General features: G+C 66.8%; 22 protein-coding genes, 7 tRNA genes and 1 pseudogene. 12 read left to right on the top strand and 18 right to left on the bottom strand.

Translation table 11 applies throughout. The features are described 5' to 3' along the window. Positions 1–11: 11 nt before the first annotated feature. Entirely contained in the window at positions 12–1,079 is a 1,068-nt protein-coding gene (locus ABGA94_RS20900) for a GlxA family transcriptional regulator (RefSeq protein WP_005417111.1), read from the bottom strand. Positions 1,080–1,265: 186 nt separating this feature from the next. Between ABGA94_RS20900 and ABGA94_RS20895 the strand changes: the two genes are divergently transcribed. The 7 genes from ABGA94_RS20895 (at position 1,266) to ABGA94_RS20865 (ending at position 2,602) form a co-directional block, all read left to right on the top strand. Continuing rightward, complete coding sequence (locus ABGA94_RS20895) at positions 1,266–1,664, top strand: heavy metal-responsive transcriptional regulator (RefSeq protein ID WP_375368015.1); 399 nt, start codon at positions 1,266–1,268, stop codon at positions 1,662–1,664. A gap of 103 nt (positions 1,665–1,767) precedes the next feature. Beyond that, positions 1,768–1,843: transfer RNA gene (locus ABGA94_RS20890), tRNA-Ala, on the top strand. Positions 1,844–1,897: 54 nt separating this feature from the next. Beyond that, a tRNA-Glu gene (locus ABGA94_RS20885) sits at positions 1,898–1,973 on the top strand. A gap of 185 nt (positions 1,974–2,158) precedes the next feature. Next, positions 2,159–2,234, top strand: a tRNA-Ala gene (locus ABGA94_RS20880). A gap of 49 nt (positions 2,235–2,283) precedes the next feature. Then, positions 2,284–2,359 (top strand) — tRNA-Glu (locus ABGA94_RS20875). A gap of 44 nt (positions 2,360–2,403) precedes the next feature. Then, a tRNA-Ala gene (locus tag ABGA94_RS20870) sits at positions 2,404–2,479 on the top strand. A gap of 47 nt (positions 2,480–2,526) precedes the next feature. Then, positions 2,527–2,602 (top strand) — tRNA-Glu (locus tag ABGA94_RS20865). A 140-nt stretch (positions 2,603–2,742) separates the two neighbouring features. On the opposite strand, the gene ABGA94_RS20860 is transcribed toward ABGA94_RS20865, so the two are convergent. Beyond that, complete coding sequence (locus ABGA94_RS20860; protein ID WP_053500686.1) at positions 2,743–3,159, bottom strand: GNAT family N-acetyltransferase; 417 nt, start codon at positions 3,157–3,159, stop codon at positions 2,743–2,745. A gap of 76 nt (positions 3,160–3,235) precedes the next feature. Here ABGA94_RS20860 and ABGA94_RS20855 point away from each other — a divergent pair, with 76 nt between their 5' ends. Then, positions 3,236–4,192, top strand: coding sequence for an SOS response-associated peptidase family protein (locus ABGA94_RS20855; protein WP_005417123.1), 957 nt, complete (start codon positions 3,236–3,238; stop codon positions 4,190–4,192). A 124-nt stretch (positions 4,193–4,316) separates the two neighbouring features. Here the strand turns inward: ABGA94_RS20855 and ABGA94_RS20850 are convergent, their stop codons facing one another. After that, the gene (locus ABGA94_RS20850; protein ID WP_197598622.1) at positions 4,317–4,697 is read right to left on the bottom strand and encodes a response regulator; all 381 of its coding nucleotides are present in this window, start codon (positions 4,695–4,697) and stop codon (positions 4,317–4,319) included. A 132-nt stretch (positions 4,698–4,829) separates the two neighbouring features. Here ABGA94_RS20850 and ABGA94_RS20845 point away from each other — a divergent pair. Both ABGA94_RS20845 and ABGA94_RS20840 read left to right on the top strand, forming a co-directional pair. Then, positions 4,830–4,915, top strand: a tRNA-Leu gene (locus ABGA94_RS20845). 269 nt (positions 4,916–5,184) lie between these two features. Next, positions 5,185–5,390: pseudogene (locus tag ABGA94_RS20840) on the top strand (GGDEF domain-containing protein); the annotation flags it as partial. 30 nt (positions 5,391–5,420) lie between these two features. Here ABGA94_RS20840 and ABGA94_RS20835 read toward each other — a convergent pair. Then, a complete protein-coding gene (locus tag ABGA94_RS20835; RefSeq protein ID WP_069138247.1) occupies positions 5,421–7,247 on the bottom strand; it encodes a methyl-accepting chemotaxis protein in 1,827 nt (608 codons plus the stop codon). A 533-nt stretch (positions 7,248–7,780) separates the two neighbouring features. Between ABGA94_RS20835 and ABGA94_RS20830 the strand changes: the two genes are divergently transcribed. Next, positions 7,781–8,869: a DUF5694 domain-containing protein gene (locus tag ABGA94_RS20830; protein ID WP_375368014.1), complete on the top strand. Its 1,089-nt coding sequence runs from the start codon at positions 7,781–7,783 to the stop codon at positions 8,867–8,869. 61 nt (positions 8,870–8,930) lie between these two features. Next, positions 8,931–9,221, top strand: coding sequence for a putative quinol monooxygenase (locus tag ABGA94_RS20825; protein ID WP_053500696.1), 291 nt, complete (start codon positions 8,931–8,933; stop codon positions 9,219–9,221). Here ABGA94_RS20825 and ABGA94_RS20820 read toward each other — a convergent pair. From ABGA94_RS20820 to ABGA94_RS20755, 14 genes are all read right to left on the bottom strand, one after another. After that, positions 9,163–9,465, bottom strand: coding sequence for a hypothetical protein (locus tag ABGA94_RS20820; protein WP_080375115.1), 303 nt, complete (start codon positions 9,463–9,465; stop codon positions 9,163–9,165). The genes ABGA94_RS20825 and ABGA94_RS20820 overlap by 59 nt on opposite strands. Positions 9,466–9,527: 62 nt before the next feature. Continuing rightward, entirely contained in the window at positions 9,528–11,717 is a 2,190-nt protein-coding gene (locus ABGA94_RS20815; protein WP_065178518.1) for a PAS domain S-box protein, read from the bottom strand. Positions 11,718–11,925: 208 nt separating this feature from the next. Next, a complete protein-coding gene (locus ABGA94_RS20810; RefSeq protein ID WP_329915640.1) occupies positions 11,926–14,313 on the bottom strand; it encodes a Tex family protein in 2,388 nt (795 codons plus the stop codon). 207 nt (positions 14,314–14,520) lie between these two features. Then, positions 14,521–14,736 carry a hypothetical protein gene (locus ABGA94_RS20805; protein WP_005417149.1) on the bottom strand — a complete coding sequence of 72 codons (216 nt, stop codon included), beginning with the start codon at positions 14,734–14,736 and terminating at the stop codon, positions 14,521–14,523. 385 nt (positions 14,737–15,121) lie between these two features. Then, positions 15,122–15,526, bottom strand: a complete 405-nt coding sequence (locus ABGA94_RS20800) for a hypothetical protein (RefSeq protein WP_088123871.1) — start codon at positions 15,524–15,526, stop codon at positions 15,122–15,124. Positions 15,527–15,570: 44 nt separating this feature from the next. Beyond that, complete coding sequence (locus ABGA94_RS20795) at positions 15,571–15,729, bottom strand: PspC domain-containing protein (protein ID WP_194430536.1); 159 nt, start codon at positions 15,727–15,729, stop codon at positions 15,571–15,573. A gap of 112 nt (positions 15,730–15,841) precedes the next feature. Further along, on the bottom strand, positions 15,842–16,210 hold the full coding sequence (locus tag ABGA94_RS20790; protein ID WP_197598619.1) for a DUF5329 family protein: 369 nt from the start codon (positions 16,208–16,210) through the stop codon (positions 15,842–15,844). A 33-nt stretch (positions 16,211–16,243) separates the two neighbouring features. Next, a complete protein-coding gene (gene phaC / locus ABGA94_RS20785) occupies positions 16,244–17,311 on the bottom strand; it encodes a class III poly(R)-hydroxyalkanoic acid synthase subunit PhaC (RefSeq protein WP_005417157.1) in 1,068 nt (355 codons plus the stop codon). Continuing rightward, positions 17,308–18,357 (bottom strand): class III poly(R)-hydroxyalkanoic acid synthase subunit PhaE, encoded by a 1,050-nt coding sequence (phaE, locus tag ABGA94_RS20780; RefSeq protein WP_065178521.1) that lies wholly within the window; start codon positions 18,355–18,357, stop codon positions 17,308–17,310. Before phaE ends, phaC begins: the two co-directional genes overlap by 4 nt. Before the next feature lie 22 nt (positions 18,358–18,379). Beyond that, positions 18,380–18,994: a phosphatidylcholine/phosphatidylserine synthase gene (locus ABGA94_RS20775; protein WP_019660264.1), complete on the bottom strand. Its 615-nt coding sequence runs from the start codon at positions 18,992–18,994 to the stop codon at positions 18,380–18,382. A gap of 531 nt (positions 18,995–19,525) precedes the next feature. Then, positions 19,526–20,887: an MATE family efflux transporter gene (locus ABGA94_RS20770; protein WP_375368013.1), complete on the bottom strand. Its 1,362-nt coding sequence runs from the start codon at positions 20,885–20,887 to the stop codon at positions 19,526–19,528. Between the two features lie 117 nt (positions 20,888–21,004). Further along, entirely contained in the window at positions 21,005–21,619 is a 615-nt protein-coding gene (locus ABGA94_RS20765) for a DUF2239 family protein (protein WP_032954272.1), read from the bottom strand. A gap of 143 nt (positions 21,620–21,762) precedes the next feature. Further along, positions 21,763–22,251: an 8-oxo-dGTP diphosphatase gene (locus tag ABGA94_RS20760; RefSeq protein WP_005417168.1), complete on the bottom strand. Its 489-nt coding sequence runs from the start codon at positions 22,249–22,251 to the stop codon at positions 21,763–21,765. A 42-nt stretch (positions 22,252–22,293) separates the two neighbouring features. Beyond that, positions 22,294–22,803 carry a DUF1249 domain-containing protein gene (locus ABGA94_RS20755; protein ID WP_032954273.1) on the bottom strand — a complete coding sequence of 170 codons (510 nt, stop codon included), beginning with the start codon at positions 22,801–22,803 and terminating at the stop codon, positions 22,294–22,296. Between the last annotated feature and the right edge of the window lie 175 nt (positions 22,804–22,978).

Genomic DNA, 22,978 nt, shown 5'->3' with positions numbered 1-22,978 from the left:
CAACGCCGGCTTCAGGCCGCGCTGCGCGGCATCTGCATGCCAGGCGCCGGTTGCAGCCCGCGCAGGCTGCCCGCCACCGACGACAACAGCGGCCGTTCGCGCCGTTTGTTGTTGACCTGCCGCCGATAGTTGGCCGGCGTCATTCCAACAATGCGCAGGAACAGGCGGCGGAATGCGCTCTGGTCTGCATAGCCCACACCCCAGGCCACTTCATCGATACCCGCCCCCTGTTGCAGCAATGTCTGCGCCTTGGCGATACGCAACCGCTGGCAATACTCGATCGGACGCAGGCCGGTCGCCTTCAGGAAGCGCCGCTGCAGAGTCCGTGGCTCCAGTCCGGAGACCTCGCAGATCGCTCCGAGCGTGGCCCCACGCGCAGCGGTGGTATGCAGCCAGCGTTGCGCCTTCAGTACGTCGCGATCGCCGTGGGCGAAGTTGGCACTGAAACGCTCCAGATCCTGCTGGATCGCCGCGGGCACCGTGATCCCCAACTGCTGCGCCACGGAACTCGCTACGCCCTGGCCGTGCAGCCGGTACAGCAGCCGCAGGGCGAGGAAGCGCCAGGCCTGGGAACCGGCCACTGTCAGCAGATCACCGTCGTCGACCAGCGCGCGCTCACTGGGCACCCAGCTGGCCGACTGCCCCTGCAGGCCCGGATGGCGCCCGAGGTCCGGCCCACTGACGGTGCGCCCGGCAAGCAGACCCGCGCGTGCCAGCATGCTGACACCATCGCTGGCAGCTGCCAGCAGACTGCCGCCATCGTAATGCGCGCGCAGCCAATCCAGCAGGACCTCATCGGCGCGCAGGCAGACGCCTTGACTGATCTGGCCAGGCACGGCGATCACGGCGGGAATGTCCGCCTCGAGCATCTCCGCGCCGGCAATGCGATGCACACCGGTCTGGCTGGCTGGCACGACCCAGCGGGTCACCAGGACACGCTTGAACGGGCGACGCTGCTGCTGGGCAAGCCGGTTGGCGACGTGTGCCATTTCGGTCAGCACCGAGGCCGCCGACGGGTCCCCTCCCGGGTACTCGACCACCGCGACCTCTACGAATCCCTCGTTCCTGAATCCTTCCACAGAGCATCTCCTCGGTTCGTTGCAGGCCATCCAGCGGCCGGTTCAGGCGCAGGGTAGGAACTGCCACGACGGCGGGGCTATGAAGAAAGTTGCAAAGTGCGCTGAATGCGCCGTCAGCGACGGGAGCTTGACCCTGGACCTGACTCCAGGCTTCAGAATGACCGGCAGCATCCGCAGGAATCCGCCATGAACATTGGTCAACTGGCGCGCCAGGCCGGCGTACCGATCGATACCGTGCGCTACTACGAGCGCCAGCAGTTGCTGCCCACCGCGGCACGCTCGGCCGGGGGCTATCGCATCTTCGGTGAGCAGGACCTGCGCCGGCTGCGCTTCATCCGCCGCGCCAAGACGCTGGGCTTCAGCCTGGAACAAATCGCCGAACTGCTGGCACTCAGTGATGGCCATCCGCAGGACATGGGCAGCATGCGCGACGCGGCGCAAGCCCGACTGCAGGACATCGCGCAGCGCATGGCTGAACTGCAACGCATGCACAGCGCGCTCTCGCAGCTGGTCGACGCCTGCCCCGGCCACGGCACCCTGGATCAGTGCCCGATCCTGGCGGCGCTGACCGACGGCGCCGACTGAGTACGTGTGATCGTCGTTCCCTTCGCAACGCGCGTGAAGAAAAGTGCAACAAATGCTTGCCAACCCTCTGGGGCAAGGCTATTATTTCGCTCCTCAGCGACGTGGGGCCATAGCTCAGCTGGGAGAGCGCCTGCATGGCATGCAGGAGGTCAGCGGTTCGATCCCGCTTGGCTCCACCAATCTTTCGGCATTAGGCCGTCGAAAGGTCGCTAAAGAACATTGATGAGAATTGCGTCCCCATCGTCTAGAGGCCTAGGACATCACCCTTTCACGGTGGCGACCGGGGTTCGAATCCCCGTGGGGACGCCACTCATCACGAACAACGAGGACCCGGCCGATAACCGGGTCTTTTTTGTTCACCGCCTACCGGCATTCAGGTTGTGGCGTTGCGGTTCCCCTGCCCTTGGTGGCAAAGGTTGAACCGGGACGAAAAAAGTTCGAAAAAAGCTTCCACAAACGTGAACACGCAGGTATGATAGGCGGCTCGGTAACACGGGGCCATAGCTCAGCTGGGAGAGCGCCTGCATGGCATGCAGGAGGTCAGCGGTTCGATCCCGCTTGGCTCCACCACTTTCGACATTAGGCCGTCGAAAGTTCTACAACTTGAAGTTTTTCGTGCGTCCCCATCGTCTAGAGGCCTAGGACATCACCCTTTCACGGTGGCGACCGGGGTTCGAATCCCCGTGGGGACGCCAGTTTCAAAACGGACTCTGCTCCTGGCAGATATCCAGAGTTTCATGGGGCCATAGCTCAGCTGGGAGAGCGCCTGCATGGCATGCAGGAGGTCAGCGGTTCGATCCCGCTTGGCTCCACCACTTCGACATTAGGCCGTCGAAGGATCTACAACTTGAAGTTTTCGTGCGTCCCCATCGTCTAGAGGCCTAGGACATCACCCTTTCACGGTGGCGACCGGGGTTCGAATCCCCGTGGGGACGCCAATTCTTGAAAACCCCGGCTTCGGCCGGGGTTTTTCTTTGCCTGTGATTCCTGGGAAGGCCCTATCCACGCATGGCGTGGATCTACTGCAGGGCCCGGGTAGATCCACGCCATGCGTGGATGGCTTCACCCCGCCCACGGCTCAGAACCGCCGATACATCCCGATCGATGCCGGCGCAGTCGGTGCGAAACCAAACTGTGCATACAGCCGATGCGCCTCGCCATCGGCCAGCAGGCTGACGTACGCCGACGGCGGCAGGTTGGCCTGCATCCAGCCGTCCAGCCGCCGCATCACTTCCTTGCCCAGGCCCTGCCCCTGCAAACGCGGCAGCACCGCGATATCACAGACCTGCAGGTGGCAGCCGCCATCGCCGACGATACGGCCCATCGCCACAAGTTCTGCACCCTGGTAAGCGCACACGCCGAACAACGTATTGGGCAGCGCGCGGGCGGCTGCTTCGCGGGACTTGGCGCTGAGGCCTGCGAGCACGCGCAACTGGCAGTAGTCCTCGACCGTGGGTACGGCTTCGCGGAACTGGCAGGTGATGGAACCATTCATGCGGCATCTCCGGATGGGTCGGGCTATCCTGCCGCATCCACGTCGCAGCCGCTGCGACCCAGGCCCAAAGAGTCCCATGTGCTATTCCGCCCTGATCCGCGCTGACTACGCCAAGCTGGTACGCGAGTTCGGCGCCATCCTGTCGCTGGAGGACTTCGCCGAGCTGTACGCACACGATCCGGGCAAGAAGCGGCCGAAGACCCCGAAGGCGATGGATGACGGATTCGCCGGTGCGCGTACCGAACAGGGGCGGGACATCGTGGCGAAGATCCAGCAATGGCATGCGCAGGAGCAACAGGCACTGGAGGCCGAACTGGCCCGGCAACGCGAACGACGCGATATTGCCCATGCCACGCTGGCCACCCGGCCCACGCAGAAGGCGCGCAACGACCTGCGCGTGGCCGGCAACCGCATCGAGCGCGCACAGGCCCGGCTGGAAGACCTGCATCGGGTGCAGCTGCTGCCGCGTGACAACCGCATTTTCCCCGGCACCTACGCACCGGTGATGGTCAGCGAGAACGGCCAGCGCGTGATCAGGCCGATGCGCTACCAGTGCCGGCTGCCGGACAAGCCGGCGCGCAACGACGTGCTTTACCCCGGCACTTACAATGCGCGGCGCGACAGCCTGGAAGGTTACTGGCGGGGTGCGTTCGGACTGCGCCATGGCGTGGTGGTGGTACAGGCGTTCTACGAGCACGTGCCCCGCCACGCCATCGCCGGCCGCACCCTCGGTGCCGACGAAAAGGAACAGGACGTGGTGCTCGAATTCCGTCCCGATCCGCCCCGCGACCTGCTGCTGGCCTGCCTCTGGGCAGAATGGGAAGGACCGGAAGGCCGCCTGCTGTCGTTTGCCACGATCACCGACGCACCGCCCAGCGACGTCGCCGCTGCCGGGCATGACCGCGGCGTAGTGCCGATCCGCAAGGAACACCTCGACGCCTGGCTCAACCCCGAACCGGATGACCTGGCGCGCCAGTACCGCATCCTCGACGACCGCGAGGAGATCCGTTACGTGTACGAGGAAGCGGGCTGAGCGCCGGACGCAATTGAAAAACCCCGCCTGGGCGGGGTTCCTGGATCAGGGGTTGCCGCCGAACATCGCAGACGCGAGCATTCACCCCCCCGGCAGTATCCCCCGCAGGTCCGTGGCGGACGGCTCAGGCCTTGACGCTGGAGCGACCCACCGCACGCGCCAGCGCACGTGACAGATCAGCCGACAGGTACGGCTTGACCAGCAGCAGGCCGGCCAACATCGGCGCCGGCAGCTGCTCGGCCAGCATCCCGGTGGCCAGCACGAACGGAATGCCACGTGCCGAAAGCGCTGCAGCCACCGGTTCACTGGTCTCGTTGCGGGCCAGCCGGTAGTCCAGCAGGGCCACGTCCGGCGTGCTCTGCTCCAGCAGCTGCAGGGCTTCGGACACGCTCGCTGCAAGCCCGACCACAGTCGCGCCGGCATGCACCAACTGCATCTGCAGCAGGGCCGCACTCATTTCGTCGTTCTCGACCACCAGCACCCTCAGGTCCTGCAACACTGTCATCGGCTACCGCTCCTGGAGGCAATTGCACGCTGGGAGTATAGCTATCAAGGGGCCAATGCCGACAGGAACCGCCCTCATAGGCCCTCCTACTATGCATCGCCTGCCGACCTCGGTTACACTCGCACGCTGCCTGCCGGTGTGGCGGAATGGTATACGCAGCTGACTCAAAATCAGCCGGGGGTGACCCCATGAAGGTTCGAGTCCTTTCACCGGCACCACTGCATCAAAGGCCAGGTCCATGACCTGGCTTTTTGCATTTCCCGGGTCCGAGCGCCCGACACTGGCAAGCATGCCCCAGCATGCCCTGCCCGCGCGCTGCCCCTCCTGCGGGCGTCCGACGCCGTCGCCCGGTCCCACTACTTCTCGCTGCCAGGCGTGATCGAGCACACCAGCTGGGGCGACGTTTCCGAACGGGCGATGGCGCTGCAGATCGCCCGCCATCTGCCTGACGTATCCGATCAGCGCCGGGCGCTGGGACGCCAACAACCTGCAGGCGGCTGCCGCGATCCTCGACGGCTGCCCGCAACGCAGTGATGACCTGCTGGCCCGCGACGGCGGCGAGGAATTCATCGCCACCCTGCGAGCGCCTGCGCGCCGCCGTGGAAACCGCCGCCCTGCCCGCCGCTGAGGCCCCATGTGACCATCAGCATCGGCGTAGCCTGGCAGGCTGCGCATGAGCAGGCCGACCCACGATGCCGGGGAACAACACTCCGACCGCCGGGCCTAGACCGCGCGCAGCACCGCCGCGCCATGCAGGTGCCCCGCCCCACCCTGCACGCGGAAGCTGGCCACGGTCTGCAGAAGCTGCGCCGACTGCTCCTCCATGCTGCGCGCTGCGGCCGAGGCTTCCTCGACCAGCGCGGCGTTCTGCTGGGTGCCCTGATCGATCAGATCGACGGCATGGTTCATCTGCTGGATGTCGTCGCTCTGCTGCTGCGCGGCCGTGCTGATCTCGGACATCAGATCACTGACACGGCGCACATTGACCACGATCTCGTCCATGGTGCGTCCGGCGCTCTCAACCTGCGCGGTACCGGCGCCGACATTGGCCACCGACGCATCGATCAGCTGCTTGATCTCCTTCGCGGCACTGGCCGAGCGCTGCGACAGTTCGCGGATCTCGGTGGCGACCACGGCGAAGCCACGCCCGTGTTCGCCCGCACGCGCTGCTTCCACCGCCGCGTTCAACGCAAGGATGTTGGTCTGGAAAGCAATGCCGTCGATCACGCCGATGATGTCGACGATGCGCCGCGAGGACGCGTTGATCACGGCCATGGTCTCGACCACTTCGTGCACCACGTTGCCACCGCGGGCAGCGACATCAGCAGCACCACCGGCCAGCTGACTGGCCTGCCGTGCGTTGGTCGCGGTGCGCTGCACGGTCTCGGCCAGGCCCTTCATCGACACCGCGGTCTCCTCCAGCGACGCGGCCTGCTGCTCGGTGCGCTGCGACAGATCGCTGTTGCCCTGCGCGATCTCGGTGGCACCGACGGCGATGGTGTCGGCGGCGAACTTGATCTGGGCGATGATCGCGGCCATCGCCTCCACCAACGAATTCACGCCCTCGCACAGCTCGGCGATCGGCCCGTTCTTGTCGGCGGTGGCCACGCGCCGGGTCAGGTCGCCCTCCTTCGCGGCCGCCACCACTTCACGGGTCTGCGCCACGGCACGTTGCATGGCCTGGTTCTCATGCACCTGCGCGGTGATGTCGGTGGCGTACTTGACCACCTTGAACGGCTTTCCGTTGAGATCCAGGATCGGGTTGTAGGACGCCTGGATCCAGACCTCGCGCCCGCCCTTGCCGAGGCGCCGGTACTGGCCGGCATCGTATTCGCCACGGCCGAGCTTCTCCCAGAACTGGCGATACTCGGCACTGCCACGATACTCGGGCTCGACGAACAGCGAGTGGTGCTGGCCACGCACGTCGTCCAGGCTGTAGCCGGTGGCGGCCAGGAAGTTGTCGTTGGCCGAAAGGATGCGGCCGTCCATGCCGAACTCGATCACCGCCTGCGACTTGTCGATCGCCGCCAGCTGCCCGGCCGAGTCGGCTGCCTGCAGCTTCTGCGCAGTGATGTCGGTGGCGAACTTGACCACCTTGTAAGGCCGCCCCTGCCGGTCCAGCACCGGGTTGTACGAGGCCTGGATCCAGATCTCGCGCTGGCCCTTGCCGAAGCGCCGGTACTGGCCAGCGTCATATTCGCCACGCCCCAGCCGCGCCCAGAACTCGCGGTACTCGGCGCTGCGCGCCTGCTCGGGATCGACGAACAGGGAATGATGCTTTCCCTGGATCTCCTCCAGCCGGTAGCCCATCGCCTGCAGGAAGTTGTCATTGGCCTGCAGGATGGTGCCATCGAGGGCGAACTCGATGACCGCCTGGACCCGGTGCAGCGCCGCGACCTGGGCTTCCAGCTCGGCACGGCCATCGGACACGGCCTCGGCGCCGGTGCGGTGCTGGGGAGCCAGCGCGCCCAGCAGGGCACGCCACGGCGACCAACGGGTATGCAGCTCGGCCGGCGCCTGCGCGCCCGCCGTGAAGCCTGGAATGAGCATTGTCTGATCCTCGGTGTCCGGTAAGCGGTTGCGACCCGACGGGCGGGATGCCCGGCGGCAACTTCAGGTGCCAGGGACTACAGGTGCCAACCGGCACCTCTCGAGCGACTGCCACGAACGTCTGCTGCGGGTGCGATCGGCATCTGGGAGCGGCGGAACACACAGCGCGGGCCGCCCATCGGGGACGGCCTGGGGTCCTGCGGCGGGTGACTGGAGCGGGATCCAGAGGGAGTATCGGCGAGGCGATCGGTGGCTTTAGCCGGATTACGCGACGTCCGTCGCAACTTCAGATGCGGCTGCAGGGACGCGGTAGACAATCGCGATGTACTTCACATTCTGCTCACGCTCGGCGGGGGCACGGGGTGTCGTCACGGAACATATCGCGCGTTGCCGCCGTCACTGGGCATAGCCTTGCCCGGCACGCCGATGCAGCTCAAGCCCGAAAGGTTTGCATGACCAACGGGCGATTCCATGGCAGGTGAAAATGGCCAGCATGCAGCGAACCGCAGGACGCTCACTGACACGGAGATCGCATGTTCCCACGCTTGGCCAGCTTCCTGATCCTGGGCCTGTGCAGTACCGGCGCCCTCGCTGCCGATGCCACCTATCGGCCCGCCTTCCAGCCGGACCAGCTGAAGGGGCCGCCTGCAGGGCGACCGAACGAGGTACTGGTACTGGGCACCGCCCACCTGTCCGGCCTGCCCAAGTCCTTCCAGCCCGCCTTGCTTGAACCGTTGCTGCAGCGACTGGTCGCCTGGAAGCCCGGGCTGATCGCCACCGAAGACCTGTCCGGCCTCCAGTGCGATTCCATGCGTCGCTACCTGGAACGCTATGCGGAGAGCGTGGCCACCTACTGCTTCGACACCACCGCTGCGCAGGCTGCCACCGGCCTGGACGTGCCTTCAGCGAACGCCCAGGCCGAGCGCCTGCTTGCGACATGGCCGGACGAGCCGACGCCCGCCCAGCGTCGTCGGCTCGCCGCATTGTTCCTGGCTGCGGGCGAACGCGGCTCGGCGCAGGTGCAATGGCTGCGCCTGCCTGCGTCCGAGCGCAAAGCCGGCGATGGGCTGACGCCGGCCCTGGTCGAGATCCTCGGCAAAGGCCTGGTCCGCCGCAATGAAACCAGCCTGATCGCCGCCGTAGTTGCCGCCCGCCTCGGGCATGAACGGCTGTGGGCCGTGGACGACCACACGGCCGATTCTCCCACACCGGCAGAGGATAAGGCGGCGGCCAGTGCAGCCATCACCGGTGCCTGGAACAATACGTACTTGCGGGCGCGACGGGAGGCCGATGAACGCCTCGTGGCCAATCTGGACAAGCCCGGTGGCGTCATGGCGCTGTATCGGGATTACAACAGCCCGGCGGCAGCGATGGCAGCGTACCAGAGCGACTTCGGCGCGACGCTCGTCGAGCCGTCCTCCAAGGCGTTCGGCCGGATGTATGTCGGTTACTGGGAAACCCGCAACCTGCGCATGGTCGCCAACATCCGCGACGTGCTGGGCCTGCACCCTGGCAGCCGAATGCTGGCCATCGTCGGTGCCTCGCACAAGGGCTACTACGAGGCCTACCTCAATCAGATGCACGACGTGCAGCTGGTCAGTACGGACGCAGTATTGCGTTGACCAGGATAGGTGCCGGCCATGCGCTGGCACTATCCTGCAAGGCCCGTCTGCAGGTGCCGACATGCTGAAAGTGATCGCCGAGGATTTCATCCATCCCGATGCCGTGGATACCGTGCTTCCCCTGTACCGCGAGCTGGTCGCATGCACGCAGCGAGAGCCGCTCTGCCTCGGCTATGAGCTGTTCGTCGACCAGAGGGACCCCGGGCATTTCGTCTTCATCGAGCAATGGCCGGACCGCGACGCACTGGATATCCATTGCGCCAGCGAGCACTTCCAGCGTCTGGTGCCTCAGATCAACGCGTTCCAGCGCGCACCGTGCCGGGTGCTGCTGATGGACGCCGCACGGGTGTAGTGCCGGAAGCGAGACGCCCGCCGACGCTGCGACCATGCCGCCACAGCAACAGGCAGGCTGCAACCGTGCACGCCAGGCTCAGGACCAGCAGCGCGACCGCGCCTTGCTGCAGCACGGGCAACAACGCCTGCGCGTACGGGTCGCCGCGCAGCTGTTCGGCGCGCAGACAGGTGGCCAGCGCCAGGCACCAGCCGATCAGGGCCGGAATGAACATGCGCACCGCAACCGGGTTCCAGGCATTCATGGGTTCACCTGCTTGAGTGGAGATGCGCGCAGTATTCGCGCGCGTCCTCTCACAGGCTGAGATCAGTCCTGGGCGGCATCGGCATCGTCGCCTGGAAGCCCCGACAGCTCGCCCTGCACCTGCACGTTGTTGCGCCCCAGCGCCTTGGCCCGGTAGCACTGTGCATCGGCAGCGGCCACTGCCTGATCCACGCTCATGCCCCCCGCCAGGGGCGCGATGCCGATGCTGGCACCGACCCGCAGCCGGTGCTGATCCCATGGAATGGACAGCGCTGACAGGGTCTGCAGGAGCTCACCGCCGATCCGTGCGGCACGACGCGGCGTACACCCGGACAGGATCACCGCGAACTCGTCGCCGCCCAGCCGCGCCACCACGTCCGAATCACGCACACCATGTCGCAGCACACTGGCCACCGCCCACAGCACGGCATCGCCGGCCAGGTGGCCCCAGGTGTCGTTGACCGGCTTGAAGCGGTCCAGATCGATGTACATCAGCGAGGCGGCCTGCCCGGTGCGCTCGACGCGGGTGATCGCCTGCTGCAGGTGCACCTCGAAACCGCGGCGGTTGCTCAGTTCGGTGAGTGGATCGATCTCGGCCAGGTGGCGGGCTTCGCGCTGCCGCGCCCGCTGCTGGGTGTCGTCGCGCAGCACCCACACCGCGCCGCGCACATGGCCTTCGTCATCGCGCAGCCAGGCCCGCGTCAGGTCCACCGGCACCGTTGCCGTGCCCAGGCGCAGCAGCAGGTCGGCATGCAGGTCCACCGCGTTGCTTTCCGGGTCCAGGAGTACCTGCACATCCAGCACCGAGCCGGGCGCGTACTCGGTGGTCAGCGCCAGCACATCCTGCACCCTGTGCCCGGCCAGCGACAGCGCGCCATCACCGGCCAGGGTGCGTACTGCGGCCGCGTTGGCATAGTCGATGCGGCCGTCAAGGTTGACGCTGAGCACCAGGTCGGCGACCGCATCCAGGGTGATGCGGCTGCGCTGTTCGCTCTCGAACAGGCGTTGCTCACTGCTGCGCTGGGCGGTGATGTCCTGGATCTGCGACACGAAATGCAGTGGCTGGCCATGCTCGCTGCGCACCAGCGACACTGACAGCCGCGCCCAGATGATGCGGCCGTCGCGGTCGAGATAGCGCTTTTCAAGGTGGTAATGGCTGCGCCGTCCGGCCAGCAGGTCCTGCACCAGGGCCAGGTCGGTCTGCAGGTCATCGGGATGGGTCAGGCGCTGGAAGTCGACCTGCAGCAGCTCTTCGCGCGGGTAACCCAGGATCCGGCACAGCGCATCATTGACGTCCAGCCAACGCCCCTCCAGCGACACCAGCGCCATGCCCAACGCCGCCGACGTGAATGCACCGGCGAACTTCTCCGCCGACAGCCGCGCCTCAGCCCGTGCCTGCAGGATCTCGGTGATGTCGATGGCCATGCCGACGTAGCCGATGCGTGCGCCATCGGCACCTTCCATGCGGCTGATCGACAGGCGCACCTGGCGTGGCAGACCCTCCTTGCGCAGCAACGTCCACTGCCGCGAGTAGGTCTGCCCGTCAGCGCGAGCACTGAGCGCTTCGAACACGTCGGGAAGGTTGCCCTCGGCATCGGCCAGCGGCTCCAGCCAGGCTTTCAGTTCCTCCGGATCGTGGAACGCATCGAGCCGGCGCTGGCCGACCACCTCCGCTGCGCTGTAGCCCAGCAGGCGCTCCGCACCCGTGTTGAACAGGGTGATGGTGCCATCGGTATCGGTGGCGATCACCGCTACCTCATCGGACGCATCGACCACGGCCTGCAGGCGTTGCCGAGTCTCGGCCGCGTCCTGCCTCGCCTGCTGCAGCTCGGTGACGTCAGCATGCGCGCCGGCCATCCACAGCGGCTTGCCCTGCCCATCCCATTCGAAGACCCGCCCGCGGTCCTGGATCCAGATCCACTGCCCGTTCTTGTGGCGCATGCGCAGCAGGCAGGCGTAGTTGTCGCTGCGGCCTTCGAAATGCTCATCCAGCGCCGCATCGGACAGCGCGATGTCATCGGGATGGACCAGCTTCAGGAACGTCTTCTGGCAGATGGGTTGCAGCTCTTCCAGGCGATAGCCGACGATCTCAGCCCAGCGCGCGTTGACCCGCATCTCGCCGGTCTGCACGTTCCATTCCCAGGTTCCCGCGGCGGTACCGTCGATGATCATCGCCAGGCGGCGACGCTCTTCCGCCAGCTCCTGCAGGCGGCGCTCCAGCAGTCCATTGCCGTGGGTGCCCTGGCCCGGCATCAATCCGGTCCCCTGCCGGCACGGGCAGGCGCCGACCGCAGCGGAACGCTGCGGCCTGCAACGAAGATGGCGGGTCGTGCTGGCGTCATGGCCCTCCCCAGCAACAGCGGGGTGGCCGGACGCCTCCCCTCAAGCGCAAGTGTGCGCAATCACGGGGAAAATCGACAAGTCCCCCGCCACGAATCAAGTGTGACGGGGAACGCGGTCCTCAACCGCGCTTGGCGCGGGCGAAGGCCTCGGCCAGGGCGTTGTTGGCCGGCGGCGCGGACGCGGCGGGACGGCCGCCATTGCCTTGGCCCCGGTTCGGCCCGCGGTTCTGGCCGCCTGCATCGCGGCGCGGACCCTGCCCATGGCCGCGCTCATCACGCTGGCCCGGGCGGCTGGTCGCTTGCCCGGGGGTATCGTCCAGGCGCCGGGTCAGGGCGATGCGCTTGCGCGCCACGTCCACCTCCAGCACCTTCACCTTGACGATATCACCGGCCTTGACCACGTCGCGCGGGTCCTTCACGAACGTATCGGAAAGCGCCGAGATGTGGATCAGGCCGTCCTGGTGCACACCGATATCGACGAAGGCACCGAAGGCCGCCACGTTGCTGACCACACCCTCGAGCACCATGCCCTCGCGCAGGTCCTTGATGTCCTCGACGCCCTCGGCGAAGCGTGCCGCCTTGAACTCGGGACGTGGGTCTCGGCCCGGCTTCTCCAGTTCCTTGAGGATGTCACGCACGGTCGGCACGCCGAAGGTGGCATCGGTGAACTGCTCGGCCTTCAGGCCGCGCAGGAAGCTGCCATCACCGATCAGCGCCTTGATCGGGCGCGCGGTGCTGGCCACGATGCGCTCGACCACCGGGTAGGCTTCCGGGTGTACCGCCGAAGCATCCAGCGGCTCATCACCGTCGGCAATGCGCAGGAAGCCCGCGCACTGTTCAAAGGTCTTCTCGCCCAGGCGCGCGACCTTCAGCAGGTCCTTGCGGCGCTTGAACGGGCCGTTCGCATCACGGTGGCGCACGATGTTCTCGGCCACCGTGGCCGACAGGCCGGACACCCGCGACAACAGTGCAGCCGAAGCGGTGTTCACGTACACGCCCACCGCGTTCACGCAGTCCTCCACGCGGGCATCCAGCGCGCGCGCCAGGCGGTACTGGTCCACATCGTGCTGGTACTGGCCGACACCGATCGCCTTGGGTTCGATCTTCACCAGTTCGGCCAGCGGGTCCTGCAGGCGGCGGGCGATCGACACCGCCCCACGTAGCGACACGTCCAGCCCCGGGAACTCCCTGGCCGCGAACTCGGACGCCGAATACACCGACGCCCCGGCCTCGCTGACCACTACCTTCTGCAGCTTCGGGTTGGCAGCGGCCTTGATCGCTTCACCAGCCAGCTTGTCGGTTTCGCGGCTGGCGGTGCCGTTGCCGATCGCGATCAGTTCCACGTTGTGCTTGGCGCACAGCTGCTTGATCGTCTGCAGCGACTGCTCCCACTGGCGACGCGGCTCGTGCGGGTAGATGGTGTCGGTGGCGACCAGCTTGCCGGTGGCATCGACCACGGCGATCTTGCAGCCGGTGCGGATGCCCGGGTCCAGTCCGAGCACGGTCTTCGGGCCGGCGGGTGCCGCCAGCAACAGGTCCTTCAGGTTGTCGCCGAACACCGCGATGGCTTCGGCTTCGGCCTTTTCGCGGGCCTGGTTGAACAGGTCCAGCAGCAGATGGGTGTGCAGCTTGGCGCGCCAGGTCAGCCGGCACGCATCCAGCAGCCAGCGGTCGGCGGCGCGGCCCTGGTCGGCGATGCCGGCCTTGCGCGCCACGCGTCCTTCGGCGTACTGATGGCCAGCCTCGGCATCACTGCCCGGGTCCAGTTCCAGGAACAGGATCTCCTCGCGGCGCGCACGGAACAGTGCCAGCAAGCGATGCGACGGAATCTTCGCCAGCGCCTCGGCATGCTCGAAGTAGTCGCGGTACTTGGCGCCCTCGGTTTCCTTGCCCTCGGCGACGCGGGCACGGATCACCCCGGTCTCGCCCAGCCAGGTGCGCAGTTCACCGACCAGCGCGGCGTCTTCGCCCCAGCGCTCCATCAGGATCGCGCGCGCGCCTTCCAACGCGGCCTTGGTGTCGGCTACGCCCTTGTCGGCGTCGACGAAGGTGGCCGCGAACGTCTGCGGGTCCTGCGTCGGGTCGGCCAGCAGGCCATCGGCCAACGGCTCCAGGCCGGCCTCGCGGGCGATCTGCGCACGGGTGCGGCGCTTGGGCTTGTACGGCAGGTACAGGTCTTCCAGCCGGCTCTTGGTGTCGGCGGCCAGGATGTCATTGCGCAGCTCGTCACTGAGCTTGCCCTGCTCGCCGATGCTGGCCAGCACCGCCGCACGGCGGTCCTCCAGCTCGCGCAGGTAGGTCAGCCGGGTTTCCAGGCTGCGCAGCTGGGTGTCGTCCAGGCCACCGGTCACTTCCTTGCGGTAGCGCGCGATGAACGGAACGCTGGCGCCTTCGTCGAGCAGGCCGACTGCGGCGCGTACCTGGGCGGACTGGGCACCGATCTCGTCGGCGATGGTCTGGGCGATCTGCTGGGCGAGCGCGCTCTGGGCGTTCTTGGCGTCGTGCATTGCTTCAGGTCTGTGCCGCGTTTCGGGAAGCCCCCATTCTGGCAATCCGCGACGGAGCCGGACAAGGCATTGACAGGGGGCGAGGTTCAGCGGCGAAGCCGGATTGGACGCCGGCATCCTGGCAAAGAGCGGGCTCGGACTGGCCCGGGGCTGGGATGCCGGCGCGGGCGCGCGATGGTGGGCGCGCCCTGCCGCGTGTTGCGTCGGTCAGCGGTAGTGGCGAGCGGCGCGCTGCATGACGATGTCGTCACGCATGCCTTCCAGGGCCATCAGGCGGACCTTGCCGACACCCTGCAGTTCCATGAACCGCTCCGTGTAGAACTCCGGCCCCAGCGCGGTGTCGGCGCGGGATTTGCTGAAGCCGTAGGGCACCACGCCCTTCTCGCCATCCTTGCTACCACCGACATAAAGAACGATTGCCATGTGATGTATTCCTCCAAATTGCTACTGCGTACTGCGCTCGATGAGCGATGCTGCGAGCTCATCAAGGAAGAGCTTACCGCGTCGAACCTGACTGGAACGTCACGAAGGCTAATGACGATCGGTTGCATGCAGATGACTGCGGGATCGCTGCAGAATGCTTACGGATCTTTAACTTCCGGCTAACGAATCGGTGGGGGATTCCCGCCAACGGCGCAGCCCCTCGTGGGTGGTTTGGTTGGTCGCGGAAAGCCGGTTTCCTGTGGGCTGGCCGGGAGGGTGGGTAGGCCGGGGACGCCGTGAACCCAACCCGACCGACCAGCGCGAGGGCTTTGCATTTGACAACCAGGCATCACCACCCACGAGGGGCTGCGCCGTTGGCTGGAAACTACGGCCACCAACCACGCCCGAACCGGGCGAAATGATCGGCCGCGCGCTCGAACGGGTTGCGCGCGCTCACCCCGCCGCACAGCAGGTACACCGGCAGGTACAGCGGCCCCAGCACCATGTACTGGTAAACGTGCGCGCGCTCGTGGTCGTCCAGCCGGATCAGCGGCTCCACGCCCCACCCCGCCTGATGCGCATAGGTCCGGCAACAGATGCCGAGGTCATGGCCGGTATGCAGGATCACGTTGCCCAGGGTGATCGCACCGCCCGGCCCCCACGGCCAGTGATCGAACACCACGGCGCAGTCCCGCCCGCTCCAGCGCAGCGTCGCGCCGCCAAGCATGCCGGCCAAGCCGCCGATCAGGCCGATCAGTGTGTTGGGCAACGTCCATGCGGCGCCCAGCATCTGCAGCGCGCGCAGCCAGAGCGGCCAGGATCGAGCGGCGGTGTTCAATCCGCCTCGTTCGGAATCAGCAGCCACAGGATCAGGTAGATCAGAATGCCGGGGAAGGCGGCCGAGCCGATCGATACCAGCACGAACACGATCCGCACCAGGGTGGGGTTCCAGCCGAAGCGATGGGCAATGCCGCCCATCACGCCGGCAATCATGCGGTCGTTCAATGAACGCGACAGCGTCTTGGGCGTGGTGTTCACGGCGGTGTCTCCTCGGCTTGCGGGCAGAATCAGTCGAGCACGCCGCGACTCTACACCGCCTCCGTGTCTACGGCGTGCGGAGACGCAGCGCCTGCAGGCGCGCACCGAACCAGGCGGCCGCGGTCTGTTCAGGCTGCCCCGGGCACTGGATGCGGTAAGGCTTCCCGCTCATGCTGCTCTGGCTGGCGGCGCGCTCGATGAACTGCTCGGTGCTGTCCACCATGTCCTTCTTCAGCAGGTAGTCGTACTTGCGCTGCAGATGGGCGCGCGCATCGCCGCCGTCGTACCAGCTGCCATTGCGCTGGAAACGGCACTGCGAGCCGTCCAGGCTGGAAATCAGCTGGGCGATCTCCCGGCGTGCATCGGCACTGGGTGCGGCGTGGGCAAATTGTGCTGCCAGCAGTGCCGCAAGAATCAACGAAATCCGGTACGTCATCATCCCCCCAGGTCAGTCGAGCATGGCTCGACTCTACAGGTCACGCGCCTTCAACCAGCCATCGATCGTGGCCGGCACTTCGCGCTGGGCGCGGCCGGACACATAGATACCAATGTGGCCACCGCGGAAACTGGACTCGGTGTAGTCGTCCGTACCCAGGCGCCCACGCATCGCGCGCGAGGCGTCCGGCGGTACCAGATGGTCCTGCTCGGCATAGATGTTCAGCACCGGCAAGGTCACCTGCGACAGATCCACGGCTTCCTCGCCGATCCGCACCGTACCGTTCACCAGGCCGTTGCCCTGGTAGAACTGCTTGATGAAGTCACGGAACGCCTCGCCCGCCAGGTCCGGCGAATCGAAGATCCATTTTTCCATGCGCAGGAAATCCTCCAGCGCCGCCTTGTCGTCGAGGATATCGAGCAGACCGACGTACTTCTGCACGTTCAGGCGGAATGGCTTGAGCATCAGGTAGCTGGCATTCATCAGGTCAGCCGGTATGTTGCCCAGCGTATCCACCAGCAGATCCACGTCCACCTGCCGCGCCCAGTGCGAGAGCATGTTGTCGGCCGTCTGGAAATCGACCGGGGTGACCATGGTGATCAGCTTGCCCAGCTTCTCCCGGCGCAGCGCGGCATAGCACAGCGCGAACACACCGCCCTGGCAGATGCCGAGCAGGTCGATCGGGCCGCCACTGCGCACGCGCAGTGCATCCACCGCACCATCGATATAGCGCAGCAGATAGTCCTCCAGCGTCTGGAAGCGCTCCGAACGATCCGGGTAGCCCCAGTCCAGCACGTACACGTCCTGCCCGAGCGCCAACAGCTTCTGCACCAGGGAGCGGTCGGCCTGCAGGTCGACCATGTACGGCCGGTTGACCAGTGCGTAGACGATCAGCAGCGGCGTGCGCCGGGTCGGCGCCTGTTCGCCGACGAAGCGGTAGAGCACCACCTTGCCGTCGCGCCACACTTCCTCGCGGGCGGTCACGCCATAGTCAACGTCTTCCACCTGCGGCAGCAGCTTCAGCCCTTCCATCAGCTTGCGCTGCATCGCCAGGGTTTCCTGCATCAGGTCATCGGCGTTGAAGCCCAGCGGTCCCTTCATCGGTCACGTGCCCGTGAGGTGGTGCGAGATTCGGACTTTTTGGCAGCCGCCTTCTTTGCCGGCGCGGCCCTCTTCGCGGCCTTGCGGGCGGCTGGCTTCACCTTCGCCGGCGTTGGCTGCGCCACCGGATCGACCGCAGCGGTTCCAGCCAGCACGGCCACTTGTGCCTGCAGCCGGCGCAGGCTGCGCTCCAGCTCGGCGATGCGGCGGTGTGCGGCATCCATCTCGCTGCGGGTCGGCAGGCCGATACGTTCACTCATCTGTTCCACCTCGCGCTGCAGGCCGGCGCGCAGACGCATCTGCGCGTTGCCCAGCGAGGCGTACACCTGCTGGAACGGTTCGGACATGGCGACCTTGGCGTAGGCCTCCTCGGCCACTTCGATCCACAGGTCGAACATCGCGCGGGCGCTGGTCAGCTGGCTGCCGGGCTGCTCGTGCTCGGCCAGGCGCTGCTCGAACAGCGCGAAGGCCTCGTCCAGTGCCTGCTTGATCTGATCGACATAGGCGCGCGAATGCTGCTGGTATTCCTCCTGCGCACGCAGCAGGGCCTGCCAACGCGCTTGGTGCTCGCGGCCGGGGCCGAATGCCGGGCTCTGCAGCCACGGGCCCGCCTGCAGCTGGAACTGCTGCAGCCATGCGGCGAATTCAGGTACTGCGGCACCGGCGTGGGTGCTGCCGCGGGCACCCTGCAGCATCCATTGCAGCATGCCGTCGCCCTGCCCCTGCACCGCCTCACGCCAGGCCTGGGCCACGTCGGCACTGCTGGCGTCGCGGCCGGCAAACCGAGCGGCGACCTCCTGCATGGTGCCGTACCAGCTGCCCGCCTGTTCGCGGAACCGGCGCACGGCATCTTCCGGCGCGCCGGGCGCCTGTTCGGGCAGCAATTGGCCCCACCAGTCAAACAACCGTTGCCAGCTGCCGGGGTCGTCACCGGCAGGTGCAGCGGGCGCGCCCGCATGGCGCAGAGCATCACCCCAGGCGCCGAAGTACTGCCGGGCCAGCGTCTCGAAATCGCTGCTGCCGGCATCGTGGGCCGAGCTGGTCATCGCAGGCCTCCGCAGGGCTGGCTCATGGCTTGGGGATACGCAGGGTCTTGCTGATCATCAGCGACCCGGACAGGGCGAACAACAGCACCATCGGGTGCAGCTGCCACGGTCCGATCTGCCACTGGCCGAACCAGATGTTCTGGCCGATGGCATCGGTGCCGGCGGCGATCGCCAGTACGATCACCAGCACCAGGCTGGTCGGGATCGGGGTGCCCTCGAAATACGTGACCTTGCCCTCATCGCCGGTCATTGCCTCGGCTGTGACGTTGTAGCGTGCCAGGCGGCTGACGCCGCAGCAGACGAAGTAGCTCAGCACCAGCCAGTCCCAGCCACCCTGCATGCCGCAGGCATAGGCCAGCGCCGCTGGGGCCACCCCGAAGGAGATCACGTCGGACAGCGAGTCCAGCTCGCGGCCCAGGGTGGAGCTGGACTTGCGCCAGCGCGCGATGCGCCCATCAAGGGCGTCGAAGATGAAGGCCAACGGGATCAGCGCCATGCCGAACAGCAGGTAGCCACGCTCGCCGTCCTGCAGGAAGCGCATGGCGGCAAATACCGCACCGGTGCCGCAGAACGCATTGGCCAGGGTGAACCAGTCGGCCAGCTGGAATTCGCGCAGCATCGAGAAGTGACGTTTCATGGGGGCTCACGGAGCATCAAGGCCCACAGGTTACCGCGAGCGCCGTCGCTGGTGACAGCGCTGACGGGGCCCACCCTTCACCGCCCCCTCACCCGCCCTCACCGGCGGTGAATTTTTCGCCACCCATCTTGACAGCCTAGGGGGGTGGCGCCTGTCGTGGCTTATCCACAAAGTTGCCCACGCGTAATCCACACCCCCTGTGGACAACCAGATCTCACCGACTGCGACGGTGGACATTTCCTCATCACCCTGACGCGGGGTTTCCCTACTTCCCAAGCCGCGAGGTCGGCGCTATGGTCACCGGCGGCCCGCCGCCGCCACGTCCGATTCCTGGTGACGGGCGATGATGATGCCGGATGCTTCCACCCTGGCCGCTCAGCTGCGAAGGCCCCGCCGCAGCGCCGCACTGGCGGTCCACACCTTGTGCTTGAAGCACTTTGACCTGCTGCTGGCGCAGCGGCGCTGAAGTGGTAGAGCCGGCCGCTGGCCGGCTGCCCCTGCCATTCCGGGGTGCCGGACGGCGGCAGGCAACTACCCAGCCTGCACCCGCCGCCAACGCGCGAAGCACAACACCTGCAGCACCAGCATGGCCAGCAACCCCAGCGGCCACGCCCACCACACGCCGGCCAGCGCGTGCTGCGCCTGCATCCACATCGCCAGCGGCAGTTCCACCAGCAGCACCGCTGCCATACCCAGCAACGCTGGCAACCATACCGTGCCGCTGCCGCGCATCACCCCGACAAGCACCGCGCTGATTCCCATCGCCAGCACGCCCCACACCACAGTGCGCAGCTGCAACGCAGCCAGTTCGCGTACGTCGGCTGCCGCCAGGATCAGCCCGGTCAGCCCGCGCGCCAGCGCCACAACCAGCACCACCACCACGCTCAGCGTCGCCAGCGCCACCAGCACACCAGTCCGGGCGATGGCCGGCAGCCGTGCTGTACGCCCGGCGCCCATCGCATGCGCCGCGAGGATGGTGGCGGTGATCCCCAACGACATTGCCGGCAACTGCACCCAGTTCATCAGCTGGTTGACCGCACCGTAGGCGGCCGTAGCGGTGTAGCCGTAACGGTTGATCCAGCCCAGCAACACGATTTCGGCGACGGCCAGGCTGAGCATCTGCAGCGAGGAGGGTATGCCGATGCGCAGCATCGATCGGATGATCGCGCCATCGAAACGAATGGCATGCAACAACTCAGGGCCCGGTGCCAGGGGATGTCCTGCCCGATGCCAACGCAACAACAGCCAGCCCAGGGCCAACAGCGAGGCAAACGCCGCCGACACCGCCGCACTGGCCGATCCCAGCCGCGGCAGGCCGGCCCAGCCCAGAATCAGCAGCGGCGTGCACAGCAGGCCCACCGCCGTGGCCAGCAGCAGCGCATGCAGCGGCGTCTTCGCATCGCCTACTGCGCGGCTCACGGCAGTGGCCAGCCACAGGAGGAAGAACGCCGGCGCCGCCAGCAGCAGCACGCGCGCGTAGACGATGGACTCACCGAGGATCGGTGCCGGTGTACCCAGTGACATCAGAAGCTGTGGTGCGAAACCGCTCCCCAGAGCCATCACCAGCACCGACAGCACAAGGATCAGCGCCACCGCACTGCCAGCCACCGCGCGCACCTGCTGCGGCCGACCCGCGCCCCAGGCGTGCCCGATCAGCACCATCGCGCCGGTCGCCAGGCCCATCACCAGGGCCAGCAGCAGGAAGAAGACCGGGAAGAACGCAGCGGCCACGGCCACCGCCTGGGTACCGAGCAGATGGCCGAGGTAGATGTTGTCCAGCGTGCCTGCGGCCAGCTGCAGCGCATTGGTCAGCAGCATCGGCAGCAGCAGGGCCAGGTAGGTGCGCCACAGAGGCGGCGCGACCAGGGGCGTGGGATGTACAGGGGAGTTCATGGGGTTCTCTGGGCAAGGCGCTGCCCTGCCCGGCGTTTCCACCAGCAAAGCAAGCACAGGGGACCGGGCCGTGGCCCGCGATCAGGTGGCGCCGCCGTTCAACGACGGCGCGATGGATCAGCCGTCAGCGCTGTCGAACGCCAGACGCAGGGCGTGGTCGCGCACATCCCTGGGCCAGGAATGCAGCACCGCTTCCAGGCCCGCACGGTCGTGCGCGAACAGCACGCGGATGGCCTCCTCGAAGCCCGGCAGGTCACCGGCGATGGTCTGCAGGAAGAGATAGGCGCGCTCGGCATCGCGACGCCGGCGGTCCTTGTCCGCACCGGCGCGGCTGGCCGCCTCCACCAGTTTTCGCAATGCCACCGAGGCGCCGCCCGGCTGCTCGGCCAGCCAGGCCCAATGGCGCGGCAGCAAGGTCACTTCACGGGCGACCACGCCCAGCTTGGGGCGGCCACGGCCACGCGGGGTCGCAGCGTCTTCGGCAGTGATTTCGGCATCCGCCTCGCCAGAGGGGGAAAACGCTTCGGTTACCCGCGCCAGCAGTTCCTCGTCACTGCCGCGCGTATCGAAATCGCGGGTGCGACCGGTGGCGTTGTCGAACACCAGCAATGGGCCGGCAGCGTTGTCGGCGCGCAGCCGCTTGAGCGCCAGTGCCGCCACTTCCGGGCTGCCGCAGGCAACGAGGCGATGGCCGTCGAAACAACTGAAGGGAGGGAGTCGGGACGCAGGCATGGCAATGGCATCAGAGGTGATGCGCGAATATTGCCCGGGTAATTTATGGCTGTCAATATTGCCCGGGTATTAATCGACCAAAAGAGCGTGCCAACCCAGATTGGCACTCCCCGGAATGGTTGGCACCTCCCCGACTCACCGGGTCACAGCCGGCTATAGGACCAACTGACCATGCGCCCGTCCTTGTACGGCATCACGCCGTGGAACGGGCGCGGGTCGGCGTCGAACACCAGCGGCAGGAAGTTGCGGTCGCCTTCCCACATCGGCAGCGTGTCCAGCTTGTCCAGATCCACCCACTCCAGCGTGCCTTCGTGGTTGCCGCCGTGCGGGGTGCCTTCGAAGCTGTCGATGACGAACACGAAGCCCAGCCAGTCTTCGCCGTGCTTGCCGAAACCGGGCCAGCTGAGAGTGCCGCGCAGGCGCATGCCGGTGCAGTCGATGCCGGCTTCCTCGGCAATCTCGCGGCGCATGCTGGCCGCCACGTCCTCGTCCGCTTCGATCTTGCCACCCAGGCCGTTGTACTTGCCGAGGTGATGGTCACCGGGGCGCGTATTGCGATGGATCATCAGCACCTGGCGACGATCGGGCGACAGCACATAGCCCAGAGTGGCGACGATCGGGGTGTACGGCATGGGGCGGCATCCAGCGGCAGGTCAGCCCTGGATTATGGCCGATCAGCGCACGAGCGACAGGCGGCGCTCGGCAGGCGCACCGGCGCCATCGGGGTCACGGCGCAGCGTTGCGACGCCGTGGCCGCGCTCGGCCAGGTATTCCAGCCACTTGCCGAGGAAGGTGTTCATCCGCATGCGATGACTGATCAACTCCGCCGGCGGCGGGTACAGGCCCATGGTGTCCTGCCAGCGGCGGCCGACGTAGCAATGGGTGGTCTCGGCCTGGCGCGCGTCACGGTACAGGCGAACATAGGCCGAGGGATCCGGCTCGCCGGTGACCGGGTCGGCAATGTCGTAGGTCAGCCGCAGTTCCACCGTATAGCGGTGGCACTCGATCACGTCCAGGCGGACATCCAGGCCGTCGCCGATCGAGGAAATGTAGCTGCCCGCCGCCAGTCCCGCCGGTTCGAACAGGCGCACCAGATGGCGGTAGTTCTCCGCGTACAGGCCCATGAGCCAGCTCAGCCGGCTCAGGCGGGGAATGCGTTCGGTACGGGGCAAGGCTCGGGCCATGGGTCGATCCTACACGTTGGTGCTTCAACGTGGGGGCGCCTCAAGCCACAGCCAACCCGACGGTCGCTTTCATCGTGGTAGTGCCGGCCGCTGGCCGGCAACTGCCTCGCATGAAGGCGGATCGGGGTGCCGGCCAGCGACCGGCACAACCGTTGGATGGGGTCGCGCTGCGGGG

The organism is Stenotrophomonas sp. 3diitr2024 (assembly GCF_042136455.1).
Lineage (GTDB): Bacteria > Pseudomonadota > Gammaproteobacteria > Xanthomonadales > Xanthomonadaceae > Stenotrophomonas > Stenotrophomonas sepilia.
The sequence above is the reverse complement of the archived record's forward strand: the minus strand, read 5'-3'. Positions and strand labels throughout refer to the sequence as shown.